General features: G+C 68.0%; 12 protein-coding genes. 8 read left to right on the top strand and 4 right to left on the bottom strand.

Annotated features, from left to right (window positions below; genetic code table 11):
- The first annotated feature begins 84 nt into the window (after positions 1-84).
- The 3 genes from AC1VNX_RS01370 (at position 85) to AC1VNX_RS01380 (ending at position 10,007) form a co-directional block, all read left to right on the top strand.
- Positions 85-6,114, top strand: coding sequence for an alpha-2-macroglobulin family protein (locus tag AC1VNX_RS01370; protein ID WP_483155137.1), 6,030 nt, complete (start codon positions 85-87; stop codon positions 6,112-6,114).
- Positions 6,115-6,180: 66 nt separating this feature from the next.
- Positions 6,181-8,556 carry a penicillin-binding protein 1C gene (gene pbpC / locus AC1VNX_RS01375; RefSeq protein ID WP_483155138.1) on the top strand — a complete coding sequence of 792 codons (2,376 nt, stop codon included), beginning with the start codon at positions 6,181-6,183 and terminating at the stop codon, positions 8,554-8,556.
- Between the two features lie 98 nt (positions 8,557-8,654).
- Positions 8,655-10,007 (top strand): esterase-like activity of phytase family protein, encoded by a 1,353-nt coding sequence (locus AC1VNX_RS01380; protein WP_483155139.1) that lies wholly within the window; start codon positions 8,655-8,657, stop codon positions 10,005-10,007.
- 2 nt (positions 10,008-10,009) lie between these two features.
- On the opposite strand, the gene AC1VNX_RS01385 is transcribed toward AC1VNX_RS01380, so the two are convergent.
- Genes AC1VNX_RS01385 through AC1VNX_RS01400 form a run of 4 tightly spaced genes read right to left on the bottom strand, consistent with a single transcriptional unit; the run spans position 10,010 to position 11,617 of the window.
- Positions 10,010-10,486, bottom strand: coding sequence for a Mor transcription activator family protein (locus AC1VNX_RS01385; protein WP_483155140.1), 477 nt, complete (start codon positions 10,484-10,486; stop codon positions 10,010-10,012).
- A 56-nt stretch (positions 10,487-10,542) separates the two neighbouring features.
- Positions 10,543-10,980, bottom strand: coding sequence for a hypothetical protein (locus tag AC1VNX_RS01390; RefSeq protein WP_483155141.1), 438 nt, complete (start codon positions 10,978-10,980; stop codon positions 10,543-10,545).
- Entirely contained in the window at positions 10,977-11,201 is a 225-nt protein-coding gene (locus AC1VNX_RS01395) for a hypothetical protein (RefSeq protein ID WP_483155142.1), read from the bottom strand. The genes AC1VNX_RS01390 and AC1VNX_RS01395 overlap by 4 nt, the downstream gene beginning before the upstream one ends.
- A gap of 20 nt (positions 11,202-11,221) precedes the next feature.
- Complete coding sequence (locus AC1VNX_RS01400) at positions 11,222-11,617, bottom strand: hypothetical protein (RefSeq protein ID WP_483155143.1); 396 nt, start codon at positions 11,615-11,617, stop codon at positions 11,222-11,224.
- 362 nt (positions 11,618-11,979) lie between these two features.
- Here AC1VNX_RS01400 and AC1VNX_RS01405 point away from each other — a divergent pair, with 362 nt between their 5' ends.
- The 5 genes from AC1VNX_RS01405 (at position 11,980) to AC1VNX_RS01425 (ending at position 14,937) form a co-directional block, all read left to right on the top strand.
- Positions 11,980-12,702, top strand: a complete 723-nt coding sequence (locus AC1VNX_RS01405; protein ID WP_483155144.1) for an XRE family transcriptional regulator — start codon at positions 11,980-11,982, stop codon at positions 12,700-12,702.
- A 104-nt stretch (positions 12,703-12,806) separates the two neighbouring features.
- Positions 12,807-13,388: a lysozyme gene (locus tag AC1VNX_RS01410; protein ID WP_483155145.1), complete on the top strand. Its 582-nt coding sequence runs from the start codon at positions 12,807-12,809 to the stop codon at positions 13,386-13,388.
- Entirely contained in the window at positions 13,385-14,035 is a 651-nt protein-coding gene (locus AC1VNX_RS01415) for a hypothetical protein (RefSeq protein WP_483155146.1), read from the top strand. The genes AC1VNX_RS01410 and AC1VNX_RS01415 overlap by 4 nt, the downstream gene beginning before the upstream one ends.
- On the top strand, positions 14,032-14,301 hold the full coding sequence (locus AC1VNX_RS01420; RefSeq protein WP_483155147.1) for a hypothetical protein: 270 nt from the start codon (positions 14,032-14,034) through the stop codon (positions 14,299-14,301). The genes AC1VNX_RS01415 and AC1VNX_RS01420 overlap by 4 nt, the downstream gene beginning before the upstream one ends.
- 153 nt (positions 14,302-14,454) lie before the next feature.
- Complete coding sequence (locus AC1VNX_RS01425; RefSeq protein WP_483155148.1) at positions 14,455-14,937, top strand: hypothetical protein; 483 nt, start codon at positions 14,455-14,457, stop codon at positions 14,935-14,937.
- Positions 14,938-14,961: the final 24 nt, after the last annotated feature.

Consider the following 14,961-nt stretch of genomic DNA (forward strand, 5'->3'; position numbering starts at 1 on the left):
TCACGAAGACTTCACACACAGCGCGATTGCTTCACAGATGGCTCGCACACTCGCGGGCGCCAACAAAAACAGTGGGGAGTTTCCATGCTTCAAGTCGCCAACAGAAAACTCGCGTCGATCAGCGACGTGTTCTTCACCGGGCTGGGCCGCGCGCTCGGCTTCCTGCGGCCATTGGCCCGCGGGCTCATCGGTTCCTGGCGACCGCCGGGTTGGCTGCGAATCCTGGGCGCCTTCCTTCTTCTGGGATTTCAATGGCTGCAGAAGCGGCTTGCATGGCTGGTGCTGCTTGCACTGCTGGTGCTGGCCGGCTGGGTTGCCCATCCCCATGTCATGAAGTGGTGGCATGGCCTCACGCCCGATCGCGTCGAGCCCGTGGTCGCCACCGCGAAGACCGACTCGCCGCAGCGCACGCAGATCGAGCTCGACAGGGGCCCGAACCCCTTCGTCATCAATTTCTCGGCCTCGGTCGCGCCCATCGCGCGCGTCGGACAGGAGGCCACCGGCGTCAGCATCGAGCCCGCCATCGCCGGGCGCTGGACGTGGACCAAGCAGAACCGCCTCGAATTCCTGCCCACGCAGGACTGGCCCGTCGGCCAGCCCTACAAGGTGCAGCTGGCCGACAGCGCCCTCGCGCCGCACATCGAGCTGGCGCAGCGCAAGTACGAGTTCAGCTCGCCGGAGTTCACCGCGCAGTTCATCGGCGCCGAGTTCTACCAGGACCCGGTCCAGGCCAACGTGCGCCGCGCGCTCTACCAGGTGCGCTTCTCGCACCCCGTCAACACGACCGAGTTCGAGAAGCGGCTGGTGCTGACCTACGACCAGCCCTGCAGCAGCTCCTTCTTCAGCGTGGGCAAGTGCGCGAGCGAGAAGTTCACCGTCAGCTACGACAAGCTGCGCCTCATCGCCACGCTGCAGTCGGAGCCACTGCCCATTCCCGAGAAGACGCGACCCGCGATCCTGAGCCTCACGGCCGGCACGGTCGCGCAGAAGGGCGGACCGGCACTGCGCAACGACCAGTCGCGCGCGGTCGACATCCCCGGCCTCTACAGCCTGGCCATCGCGGGCATCGAGCCCACCATCGTCACCGGCGAGAACGGCGAGCCCGAGCACGTGCTGCAGGTCAATGCCTCCATGCCGGTGCACGAGCGCGAGATGGCCCGTGTGGTGCAGGCCTGGCTGCTGCCCGCCACGGAAGAAGCCAAGGGCGACCCCGAGGAGAAGTTCGACTGGTCCGCCGATCCGGCGAAGATCACCGACGCCGTGCTGCGCCGCGCGAAGAAGCTCAACCTGCAGCCGATCGCCAGCGAGCGCGAGGTGACCGAGATGGTCAGCTTCCGTATGCCGCAGGCCGAAGGCGGCCGCTACCTGCTGGTGCGCGTGGCCAAGGGCCTGAAGACGCCGGGCGGCTACCAGCTCGGCGCCGCGCGTCAGGACGTGCGCCTGCTCAAGACCTTCGCGCCCGAGCTCACCATCATGAGCCAGGGCTCGCTGCTCGCGCTCTCGGGCGAGCGCAAGTTGCCGATCCTGGTGCGCGACCTGCCCGGCATCCGCCTCGAGATCGGCCGCCTGCTGCCGCAGCAGCTGCAGCACCTGGTGACGCAGACCAACGGCGACTTCGCCCATCCGCAGTTCTACGGCGGCCTGCAGTCTGACAACCTCGTCGACCGGTTCCAGAAGGAGATTCCGCTGAGCATCCCCGCCGGCAAGGCGCACTACGAGACCGTCGACTTCGCCGAATACCTGCGCAGCGACGCGACCGACCGCCGCGGCGTGTTCCTGCTCAAGGTGCAGGGCTACGACCCCAAGGCGAAGAAGAAGCCCGAGGGCGAGGCCCAACCCGAAGAGGCACAGCAGCAGGAAGAGCAGTCTTCCGAAGAGGAAGGCAGCGGCGACAACGGCGAGGGCGGCAGCCCCGATCAGCAGATCGACCAGCGCCTGGTTCTCGTCACCGACCTGGGCATCGTCGCCAAGAAATCGCTCGACGGCACGCGCGATGTGTTCGTGCAGAGCATCGCCAGCGGCCAGCCGGTGGCGGGCGCGATGGTCGAGGTGTGGGGCCGCAACGGCATGATCGTCGCGTCGCAGGCCACCGACGCCACGGGCGCGGCCAAGCTGCCCAACCTCGCCGGCTACCAGCGCGAGAAGGCGCCGGTGGTGCTGGTCGTGCGCAAGGACGGCGACCTGAGCTTCCTGCCCTTCAATCGCAGCGACCGCACGCTGGACATCTCGCGCTTCGACGTCGGCGGCCTGCGCGCGGCCGGCGTGCCGAACCAGATGACGGCTTACGTCTTCAGCGACCGCGGCATCTACCGGCCCGGCGACACCATGCACATCGCGATGATGGTGAAAGCCGGCAACTGGGCCACCTCGCTGCGCGACCTGCCGCTGGAGGCCGAGATCATCGACGCGCGCGGCCTCAGCGTGCGCCGCGAAAAACTCAGGCTCGGCCCGGGCGGCGCGGCCGAGATCGCCCACACCACGCAGGACACCTCGCCCACCGGCAACTACGCCGTCAACCTCTACCTGCCGCGACAGTCGTCGCCCGGTGCGCCGGAGGTAGAGAGCCTTCTGATCGGCAGCACCACGGTGAAGGTGCAGGAGTTCCTGCCCGACCGCACCAAGGTCACGGCCAAGCTCAGCAGCGAAGTGGCCGAAGGATGGGTGAGCCCCAAGGACCTGAAGGCGCAGATCGACGTGCAGAACCTCTTCGGCACGCCCGCGCCCGACCGCAAGGTGGAAGGCACGCTCACGCTGAGCCCCGGCTTCCCGGTGTTCCGCGCCTTCACCGACTACGCCTTCTTCGACCCGCAGCGCGCCACCGAGAAGCAGGTGGACGACCTGGGCAGCGTGCAGACCAGCGCCGACGGCAAGGCCGAGTTCGACCTGCGCCTCTCGCGCTTCGACGCCGCCACCTACCAGGTGCACGTGCTGGCCAAGGCCTTCGAGCCCGAGGGCGGGCGCAGCGTGTCTGCCGAGGCGCAGACGCTGGTGAGCGACATGCCTTACCTCGTCGGCGTGAAGGTCGACGGCGACACCAGCTACGTGAGCAAGGGCGCCGCGCGCAACGCCACGGTGATCGCCATCGACCCGCGCGCAAAGAAGACGGCCGTGGCCGACCTGAAGATCGAGCGCGTCGAGCGCAAGGTGCTGTCGGTGCTCATCAAGCAGGACAACGGCCTGTACCGCTACGAGTCGCGTCGCAAGGAGATCGTGCTCGACGAGAAGCCCTTCGCCATCGCGGCCGCGGGCAACAACGTGGTGCTCGACACAGCCGCGCCCGGCAACTTCGCCTACGTGGTGCGCAACGCGCAGGGGCTGGAGCTCAACCGCGTGGAATACAGCGTGGCGGGCAATGCCAACGTGTCGCGCTCGCTCGACCGCAATGCCGAGCTGCAGCTCACGCTGGACCGCAAGGACTACGAGCCGGGCCAGGAGATCTCGGTGAGCATCCGAGCGCCGTACGTGGGCGCGGGCCTCATCACCATCGAGCGCGACAAGGTCTACGCGCATGCGTGGTTCAAGGCCGACAAGACCGCCTCGGTGCAGAAGATCACCGTGCCGAAGGACTTCGAGGGCACCGGCTACATCAACGTGCACTTCGTGCGCGACCCGGCCTCCGACGAGGTCTACATGAGCCCGCTGTCGTACGGTGTGGTGCCCTTCGCCACCGCGCTGACCAAGCGCACCGCCAACCTGCAGCTCACCAGCAGCGAGCTGGTGAAGCCGGGGCAGACGGTGAAGATGAAGCTCACCAGCGACAAGCCCACGCGCGCCGTGGTGTTCGCGGTGGACGAAGGCATCCTGCAGGTGGCGCGCTACAAGACGCCCGACCCGCTGAAGCACTTCTTCCAGAAGCGCGCGCTCGAAGTCGGCACGCTGCAGACGCTCGACCTGATCCTGCCGGAGTTCAAGAAGCTCATGCAGGGCGCCGCACCCGGCGGCGACGGCGAAGGCGAGCTCGGCAAGCACCTGAACCCGTTCAAGCGCAAGCGCGACAAGCCGGTGGCCTACTGGTCGGGCCTGGTCGACGTGAACGGCAGCCGCGAGTTCAGCTACACCGTGCCCGAGAGCTTCAACGGCAGCCTGCGCGTGATGGCCGTGGCCGTGAACGACGAGACCACCGCCGCCAAGAGCACTCGCACCGTGGTGCGCGGCGACATGGTGATATTGCCGAACGCGCCGCTGGCGATGGCGCCCGGCGACACCGTCGAGGTGGGCGTGGGCCTCGCCAACAACATCGTCGGCTCGGGCAAGGAGGCGCCCATCGCGCTCACGCTCACCGCCTCGGGCGGACTCGAAGTGGTGGGCGATGCCACGCAGACGCTCAAGGTCAACGAGCGCGGCGAAGCCAGCACCAGGTTCAACGTGCGCGCCAAGCCGGGCGAGCAGGCGGTGCTGGGCTCCTCGGCGCTGGTGTTCACCTCCACGCACAAGAACTACAGCGCGCGCTTGTCGACCGAGGTGAGCGTGCGGCCCGCATCGCCCCTCGTCACGCTGGTGCAGGCCGGCAGCTTCCAGCGCTCGGGAGAAATCTCGAGCCAGGCCGACCTATACCCGAACTTCCGCCAGAGCGACGTGGCCGTGTCGGCCGCGCCCTGGGCCTTCGCGACCGGCCTGATGCAGTACCTGGAGGCCTATCCGCACGGCTGCACGGAGCAGATCACCAGCCAGACCTTCCCGGCGGTGCTGCTGTCGGGCCGACCCGAGCTGGTGAAGGAAATGTCGCGCGGCCGCACGGCCGAGCAGGGCCCGCTGCCCGAGGCGCGCAAGACCTTCGAGCGCTACCTGGTGCAGCTGCGCGCGCGGCAGACGGCCGACGGCGGCTTCTCGCTGTGGCCCGGCGCCGGCACCGACGCTTTCGCGACGCTGTATGCGGTGCAGCTGCTGGTCGAGGCCAAGGATCACAAGCTGCCCGTGCCGCAGGACCTGCTGCAGAAGGCCAACACCTACCTGCAGGGCTGGCTGGGCAGCGGCGACAACACGCTCGACGGCTGGCGCCAGCGCACGCAGGCGGCCTACCTGCTGACGCGCCAGGGCATCGTCGCGCCGGCCGCGCTCGCCAACCTGCGCGAAGCGCGCCGCAATCAGCTGTCGCGGCAGACTGTGGGCTGGGGCGACGACCTCGGCGCCGTGTACCTCGCCGCAAGCTACCAGCTCGTGAAGCAGGAGCAGGTGGCCAACGAGCTGCTCGACCCGGTGTGGGCCGACCTGCTCGCGCGCACCGAGAAGAAGCAGCGCCGCAACGTCTGGGGCGCCTACTACGACCCGCTGGTGCACGACAGCATGACGCTGCACCTGGTGGGCCGCCACTTCCCCTCGCGCCTGAAGACGCTGAAGCCCGCGGTGTGGGAAGGCATGGCGGCGATGGTGCGCGACGGTTGGTACAACAGCCTGTCGTCGGCCTCGATGCTGCTGGCGGTCGACTCCTACTTCGAGGCCGTGGGGCAGAACGTGGAAGGCAAGCTCTCGGCGAGCACCGTCAATGCCCAGGGCCAGGCCGCGGCGCTTGCGCTGGGCGCAGTGAACCCGATCACGCGCGCCTCGGTGCCGGCCGGTACCGCGAAGCTGAAACTGTCGAACGACAGCGACTTCAATCTCTACTACAGCTGGGCCGAACAGGGCTTCGAGCGCAACGTGCCAAGCACGCCGGTGAACAAGGGCCTGGAGATCTTCCACGAGGTGCTCGACGCCAAGGGCAACCCGATCACCAAGGCCAAGCTCGGCGAGGAGGTCACGGTGCGGGTGCGCGTGCGCAGCCTGGAGCGCGCGCAGATCAACGACGTCGCGCTGGTCGACGTGCTGCCCGGCGGCCTGGAGCCCGTGCTGCAGGCCGTGGGCGACGACGACGATGCAGCCAACGCTGACGCGCCCATCTGGAAGAAGCGCCTGGGCGGCGGCGGTTCGTGGAAGGTGCAGTATGCCGACATCCGCGAGGACCGCGTTGTGTTCTACGGCGGCGTCAACAAGGACCTGCTCGAAGTGACTTACAAGGCACGCGCCACCAACGTGGGCGACTACGTGGTGCCGGCGGCCTACGGCGAGGCGATGTACGACCGGCGCGTGTTCTCGCGCTCGGCGGGGGCGCGCTTCCAGGTGGTGGCGAATTGGTCGTGACGCGCTCTTGCCTTGTCCCCTCTCCCGCTTGCGGGAGAGGGTTAGGGTGAGGGTGCGGCGCTTCCTATGACCTCCGCGCTCGATCCATCGCCGACGCCCTCACCCCAGCCCTCTCCCGCAAGCGGGAGAGGGAGGAAGGCCGTCATCGCCCTTGCGGTCTTCGTCGTGCTGCTTGTCCTTCTTCGCCTGTGGCCCCACGCCCCGCTGAGCGAAACCGTCGGCAGCTCGCGCGCCGTCTATGCGCAAGGCGGCGAGCTGATGCGGCTCACGCTCGCGGCCGACGAGCAATACCGGCTCTGGGTGCCGCTGGAGCGCATCTCGCCCACGCTGGTCGATGCGGTGCTGCTATACGAAGACCGGCGCTTCCACGCACACCCCGGTGTCAACCCCGCAGCGCTGTTGCGAAGCGCATGGCGCATCGCCAGCGGCGAGCGCAGGCAGGGCGGCTCCACGCTCACCATGCAGCTCGCGCGTCGCGTGTACGGTATCGACAGCCGCACGCCCACCGGCAAGGTCGCGCAGATCTTCGCGGCGCTGTGGCTGGAGGCACGCTTCAGCAAGCACGACATCCTGGAGGCGTACCTCAATACCGCGCCCTACGGCGGCAACATCGAGGGCGTGCAGGCCGCGAGCCTCATCTACTTCCGCAAGGACGCCGCCAAGCTCAGCCTGCCCGAGGCGCTGACGCTCGCGGTGATTCCGCAGAACCCCGTCAAGCGCATCGCCGAGCGCGGGCGCAATGCCGAGCTGCAGGCCGCGCGCGAGCGGTTGTGGGCACTGTGGGCCGAGCGCGATCCGGCCGCGAGGCAGCATGCACCCGATGCGCAGCTTGTGCTGTCCGCGCAGTCGCGCGGCAGCCTGCCCTTTCTCGCGCCGCACGCCACCGACATGCTGCTCGCGCAGGAGCGCGGCGTGCAGGAGGTGCACACCACCATCGACCTGCGCATGCAGGCCACGCTCGAGCGCGTGATGGCGCAGTACCTGCGCGCGCATGCCGACGTGGGCATGAACAACGCGAGCGCGCTGCTGCTCGATGCATCGACGATGCAGGTGCGCGCGATGATCGGCTCCGCCGACTTCCGCAATGACGCCATCTCGGGCCAGGTCAACGGCGTGCTGGCCAAGCGCTCGCCGGGCTCCACGCTCAAGCCCTTCATCTACGCGCTGGCGCTCGACCAGGGGCTGCTGCATCAGAAGACGATGCTGAAGGACGCGCCCACCTCCTTCGGCCCCTACACGCCCGAGAACTTCGACCACCGCTTCGCCGGCCCGCTGCCGGCGCAGGAGGCGCTGATCCGCAGCCGCAACGTGCCCGCGGTGGCCGTGGCGGCGAAGCTCTCGAAGCCGGGCCTCTACGACTTCATGCGGCTGGCGGGCGTGCAGAAGTTGCAGAGCGAGCAGCACTACGGCCTTGCGCTGGTGCTGGGCGGCGGCGAGGTCACGCCCGAGGAACTGGCCGGCATGTACGCGGCGCTGGCCAACGGCGGCATCTCGCAGCCCATCCGCTACACGCAGCCAGAGCCCGACGAGAAGCCCGTGCAGCCGCTGCGCCTGCTGAGCGAGGAGGCCTCGTTCATCACGCTCGACATGCTGCGCCACACGCCGCGCCCCGACACCACGCTGCCCGCGCGCCCGGCCATCGCATGGAAGACGGGCACCTCCTGGGGCTTTCGCGATGCATGGACCGCGGGCGTGTTCGGCCGCCACGTGCTGGTGGTGTGGGTCGGCAACTTCGACGGCAGCAGCAACCCCGCGCTGGTGGGCGTGGATGCCGCGGCGCCGCTCTTCCTGCGCATGGTCGATGCGCTGCGCGCCGAGCGGCTGGACCCGGGCGAGATGGCATCGCGCCGGCCGCCCGACCTGCGCCAGGTGGAGGTATGCGCGGCGACGGGCGGCCTGCCCGACGCGCTTTGCCCGGTGCGCACCATGACCTGGTTCATTGCGGGCAAGTCGCCCATCCAGGTCAGCAACCTGCATCGCGCGGTTTGGGTCGACGAGACCACGGGCAAGGTCGTCTGCGGTCCGCAACCCAACGCGCGGCAGCAGGTGGTGGAGCAATGGGGCAGCGACATGCGCCGGCTGTTCCGGCAGGCCGGCCTGCCGCGCGCTAGCGCGCCCTCCGACGGTTGCGAGAAGGCGCAGGGCGGCGAAGGCGATGCGTCTTCGGACAGCGCGCCGCTCATTACCTCGCCGCTGCGCGGCGTGCGCCACACGCTGCGCGCGAAGAAGCCCGAGCCGCTGGTGCTGCGCGCCGAGGCCGCGGCCGGCACGCAGGCAATCTACTGGTTCGCGGACGACGCACTCATCGGCCGCGCCGCGCCGGGCGAAGGCATCACCTGGATGCCTGACCTCGCGAGCTCGGGCCGGCGCTATCTGCTGCGCGCCGTCGACGACCAGGGACGGGCGGAGTCGCGGGAAGTGACGGTCGACATCGCTCCCTGAAGGGGGGGCTTGGGGGGCTGATGCCGTGGGCGATGTCATGGTTGTGTCATGCCCTGTGGGCATGGTCACGCGTTTTCCACTTGAAGACTTTCCCGCTCATGACGCGCCTTGCCTCCCTGTCATTCGTCGCCCTTGCCGCAGCCTTCGCATGCGGCACGGCCGCGGCGCAGACCGCCTTTCCCGCCACGCTCGCCGGCCACGCGGTGCTGCCAGCGCAGAGTTTCGTCGCGGCGCCCAAGGACGCACCGGCCGACCTGCAGGTCAGCGGCAAGTTCACCAGCGGCAAGCGCGTCGAGGCCGTGGGCTCGGTCGAAGGCCTCTCGGGCGGCCGCGGCACCGGCGTGTCGCTGCCCTTCAAGGGCCAGCCGCTGCAGGGCCATTCCGGCATCAAGAAGATGGACGACGGCAGCTTCTGGATCCTCACCGACAACGGCGCCGGCGCCAAGGCCAACTCGCCCGACTTCATGCTCTACCTGAACCACTACAAGGTGGACTTCAAGAGCGGCAAGTTCAACCGCATCGAAACCGTCTTCCTGCACGACCCCGACAAGAAGGTGCCCTTCCGCATCGTCCATGAAGGCACCAGGCAGCGCTACCTGACGGGCTCCGATTTCGACCCGGAGAGCTTCCAGTTCGCTGGCGGCGCACTGTGGATCGGCGAGGAGTTCGGCCCCTTCCTCATCAAGGCCGACCTCAAGGGCAAGGTGCTCGCCGTGTACGACACGCTGGTCGACGGCAAGGCCGTGCGCTCGCCCGACCATCCGGCCGTGACCACGCCAGGCGCCCCGGGCGGCGCGGTCGACTTCCAGATCAAGCGCTCCAAGGGCTTCGAGGGCATGGCCTCGTCGAAGGACGGCAGCAAGCTGTACGCGCTGCTCGAAGGCCCGGTGTGGAACGCCGAAGCCAAGGACTACGAGAAGGTAGAGGGCAAGGAAGCGCTGCGCGTGCTCGAGTTCGACGTGGCCACCGAGAAGTGGACCGGCCGCCACTGGCAGTACGTGCTCGAAGCCAACGGCAACGCCATCGGCGACTTCAACATGATCGACGGCAGCACGGGCCTCATCATCGAGCGCGACAACGGCGAAGGCACCAGCGACAAGGCCTGCCCCGAAGGCCAGAAGCGCACCGACTGCTTCCACGATATCGCGAAGTTCAAGCGCGTCTACAAGGTCGAACTCAGCGACGCCAACGTGGGCGGCCCGGTGCGCAAGATCGGCTACGTCGACCTGCTGAACATCGCCGACCCGAACAAGCTCGCACGCAAGCCCCTGAACGACGGCGTGCTGAAGTTCCCCTTCTTCACCATCGAGAACGTCGACGTGGTCGACGCCACGCACATCGTGGTCGGCAACGACAACAACCTGCCGTTCTCGAGCAGCCGCGAGCCGAACAAGGCGGACGACAACGAGCTGGTGCTGCTGGAGGCTGCGGCGCTGCTGCAGGCGAAGTAAGGCTACGGCTGGAACGCGATGTCCGCGACGATGCGGGCGACCTGGCGTTCCACCAGCCTGTGTTCCGCCGCCAGGGCCCGCACCGACTTGCCCGTGCTGAAGTCGGTGCGGATGCGTTCGTTGCGGATCGCGTCAAAGGCCCGCTTGGCCTTCGGCAGCACGAAGCGCAGGCCGATGCCGTCGACGGCGTACTCGTCGCTCAGCGCGCGCAGCTTGTCGAAACCGATCAACCCCGCCAGCGGATGGTCCGGCGCCGGATGGGCCGGGATGTAGATCCGCAGGCCGCCGTAGCGCTCGATCAGCCGCAGCGTCGCGGGCAACCCGATCAGGCGCACGAACTCGCGCAGCCGGGGCGGCAGCAGTTCGCTCGCCAGCGCGGTGGCTGCCTGCCGGAAGCTGCTCGAAGCTCGTGACGACGGGGCTGCATCGATCCTGTTCGACGGAAACGGTGCGCTGCTGACGAATTCGTGGGCGTGCATGGTCGTGTGTTCCTCTGATCCAGATAGGGGCGTGTTGTTGTTGTCTGCGTTGTTCCTCAAGCTGCTGTCGGACAGCTTGCGTGCGCCTGATTCGAGCCGCCCCAGTAGTCGCTGCGATGGCCCAGCAGCAGGCTCGGGATGCGCGCGAAGTCCATGGCACCCGGCCTGATGACCGGGACGACCTCGGGCTCGTAGACGCTGGAGTCGAGCAGCATCACCCGGCGGCCCTTGGCGACGCGCCCGGCCACGGGGCCGGGGCCCTGCTTCCAATGCGGCGTGCCGCCGACGGCCACGCTGTGGACGTGGCCGCTGCTGGCCAGCTTCGCCAGGTGCTGCCGCAACGCAACGTTGCCGGGCTCGGGCCGATAGCCCTCGACGCGCTGCGCCAGCATGTTGTCGAGCTCCTTCGCGGACGCGGCTTCGGTGGCTTCGAGATGCGCGGCGACGGCGCGCTGAACTTCGCCGGCGAGGTCTCGATCGGGTGTGACGCTCATTCGGTGGCTCCTTCTTCCGTTTCGTTCGTCGGGGTGGTGCCGAAGGTGTCGAGCACCCGGCGGGCGATGCGATCGGTGCTGGCCTTGCCGGCCCCGTACTTGCCGCTGCCGTTCAGGACCTGGCTGATTGCGGCCGCGCTCAGGTGCAGCCGCGCCGCGATCTCGGAGCGTCGGTGGGCGATGCAGGCATCGCGCAGCAGGGCGAACCAGGCTTCCTTCATGTATGAGGGCGGCGCACTGGTCACGAGGTGCAGCCTCCGCGCGGTGCCGGGGGCGTGGCGCCGATGTCGCGCAGCAATGCATAGCGCTTGAGCCCGTCCACCCGCCGCGCTTCCACGCGCACGGCCCGTGGGCATTGCCGCGACCAGGACAGCATGAGCGCGCCGGCCTGGCGGCGGCCCTGGGTGAGGTCGTCGTCCTCGCCGGCCAGCAGGGCCGCGGCTTCGTCGGCCGTCAGCGCGCGCCGGATGCGCAGCAGGTTCCACAGGCGCTCGGCGAACGGGTCTGCATCGCGGACCATTGCGTCGGGCGCGGGTTCGGAGGCGGCCGATGCTTCCTGCCCAGCCTCGGTGCGGCGCTGCGCGAGCGCCATCAGCGCCTTGGCGACGAACCATTCGAAAGTCGTGTTTTCCTGCATCACTCGCCCCCTTGCTGGCGCGCCGGGGCGCTGGTCCTGGCTTGGTCTCTTCTCACAGTACGTTCCTCCTCGCTCGTGGCACTGCTGCTCGGTTTGCCGGTGTCGACGCGCGTGCTCTGGTGTCTTTTCAAACCGGATCGGGTTGTTTTGACCAGCTGCACACACGCCTTTAACCCAAACGGGGTGTTAGTTCATATGAATACCCTGTTTTGTGTTTGTTGCCTCGATTATGCACATCGTGTGAGTTTTTGCAATCAAGAAAAACATGAAAACGAACTTTTTGAAATTCTTTAACCTGAAATGGGTTGCAAAAGTGCTTCCAGATGTCTAGCATCTGCGCGTTCACACAAACCAGAGTTACCGTGACGCCGCAAATCAACACTCCACCCGACGACACCGAGGTGAAGGCTCGTGTCGGTGAACTGGCCTTGGCGCAAGGCGCGCGCGTGCGCGATCTGCGCAAGCAGAAGGGACTGACCATCGACGACCTCGCCCAGCGCAGCGGGCTCCACTTCAATACCGTGGGACGCATCGAGCGGGGCGTCAGCGATGCCAGCCTCGAGCAGCTGTACGTGATGGCCATCGCGCTCGGGGTCGATCCCGCCGAGCTCAACCCGTTTCAGTCGGCTCATCCGCCTAGCCAGCTGTCGACCGGGCTGGACGACGAGGCCTTCGTGCTGGTCGACCTGCTCGACGTCCGCGTGAGCGCCGGCAACGGCGCCGTCAACGGGTCGCAGGACCACATGGGTCGCTTTGCGTTCAGCCGTTCGTGGATGGCGCGCAAGGGCGTGAAGCCGGCGCATGCGCGCATCGTCCATGCGCGCGGCGACTCGATGGCCGACAAGATCAACAACGGCGACATCCTGCTGGTCGACACCGCGACCAAGTCGCTCGACCAGGACGGCGTGTACGTCATCCAGCTCGATGGCCACGACTACGTGAAGGTGCTGCAGCGCGACTTCTCCACCGGGGGCCTGCAGATCATCAGCTACAACCCCGCGTACAAGCCGCAGGTGCTGAGTGCCGAGCAGGCGGCGGAACTGCACATCAGCGGCCGCGTCGTCTGGCACGGCGGCGAAATCTGAAGCCTCGCGACAGGCGTCGCAGTGTAGGAAGCAACGCTTCCTGAAGCCGAGGCCGGCCGATGTCGGCCTCAGCCATTTGACCCTTGCGCCCGACGATTCGGGCCATGGGCAAAGACACTTCCCGAACACCTTTCTTCTTCATCAGGCATCGCTGCGGGCGTGAGCGGGGCCAGACCCCGCGGCAGATGCTCGCCGTGCTCGCGCTCAGTGCCGCCGGGCTCGTCGGCATCGTCGCGCGCGAGGGCTACAGCGACAGGGCGTACCCCGACCCTGTTCATGGCTCGGCCGTGCCGACCATCGGCTTCGGTACGACCGAGGGCGTGCGCATGGGCGACACCACCACACCCGTGCCTGCATTGCAACGCGCATTGCGCGATGTGCAGACCTACGAACACGCGCTGAAGCAATGCGTGAAGGTGCCGCTGCACCAGAACGAGTACGACGCGTATGTGAGCCTGGCCTACAACATCGGCGCATCCAACTTCTGCACCGGCGGCCGCAAGGGCGGCACCTCGGTGCTGGTGCAGCGCCTCAATGCAGGCGACTACGCGGGTGCGTGCGACGCGATCCTCGGCTGGAAGTATGCGGGCGGAGTCGACTGCTCCGCACCCGGCAACAAGACCTGCGCCGGTCTCTGGAAAGACCGCCTCAAGCTGCACGCGCAGTGCATGGGGAATGCGCCATGAACCTCACGGCCAGGGCCTGGGCGGGCCTGATCGCCGGCGTGCTGATTGCGCTGCTGCTGGCAGCAGCCGGCTTCGCGATCCACGGCGCCGGTCGCATGCAGGAGCGTGCGGCCTGGCAGCAGAAGGAAGCGCAGCGCGCAACGCAGCTCGCGCAAGACCTGCAGGCCGAGTACGAGCGCGGACGCGCCGCCTCGGCGCAGTACCAGCTCGGCGCGAGCGCGCTGCAGTCCAGTTACCTCTCCCTGGAAGGCCCGACCCGTGATCTACGTCAGCGCGTTTCTCTTGTCATTCCTCCTGCTGTTCCTGATCGCCGCGCTGAGCGGCCTGCCCGTTCTGCGCAGGCTGCCGCATTCGGACCGGCACCGGATGCTGCGCCGCCTGGCGACGCGCAGCGCGACGCTGTCCGCGGCCCTCATCGCCTCAGCCTTGCTGCTGTCTGGATGTGGAACAGCGCCCTCACGGGCACCGACGTACCCGCGGGTGCCTGCGGACTTGCTGACACCTCCGGCGAAGCCTGTGCTGCTGATGCCGGCCTCACCGTCGACGACGCCTGGACCAACCACGACATCAACGCCAGGTCATGCGCCGCGGACCGTCTCCGGTATCGCGCGCTGATCGAGTTCCTCACAGAAAGACCCACTCAATGAGCGATCTCCACGCACGCACTCAGGAGCTCCTGCTGCTCGGCCAGATCCACGGCCTGGTGCAGGCCCTGAAGGACGGACAGGACAGGCAGAACCGCCGCATGGACGGCTTCGACACACGCTTCGATGCGCTCGACGGGCGGCTTCGCACCGTCGAGCAGCGCGCGGCCGTGTTCGGTGCCGCATCGGGCGGCGCGATGGCCGTCGGCACCGCGCTGCTCGCCGAGGCCGTCAAGCAGTGGTTCCGCAACGCGCCCGGCATCAACTGATTTTTTTGATGCATCGATGCAAGGGGCCGGCGGATGTCGGCCTCAGCCAAACAAGCCTTCGCCGCGACAGTTCATACACCAACCAACGAAGCAATCGATGCAACTCCCCAACCGCAGTCACTCGACTTCCCACACACGCAACGGAGCCCAGGCATGAGCCGTCTCGACACCCTTCGCAGCGCCATCGTGCAGACGCTGAGCAACGTGCCCCAGATCGGCCGCGTTCACGACCGCGAGCGCTCCCTGGTCGACGAAGCCGCGCAGCGCGCGCTCTTCATGTACGACCTGCCGGGCGGCGGCCAGCAGCTGCGCGGCTGGTGGCTGCGCCGCATCGCGACAGAGGAGCGCAGCGTGAATGCCGCAGGCCGCGCGATGAGCGTCGACACCTGGACCGTGCACGGCTATCTCGCCTTCGACGATGCCGCCGCCACGGAGCTGGTGTTGGATGCGCTCGTCGAAGACATCCGCGACGCCGTGCGCGCCGACCCCACCTTCGGCGGCGCATGCGCCTCCGGCCCGCTCACCGACGACAAGCGCACCGACGGCGTGCAAGTCGACGGCACCGGCCTGGTCACCTTCTGCGGCGTGCGCTGTCACGGCGTCGCGCTGCAGCTGCGGACCTGGCGCTACCTCTGACTGCACGCAGGCAGACCTTTCCTT

It is taken from the genome of Variovorax sp. TLI9-5A, from assembly GCF_056867935.1.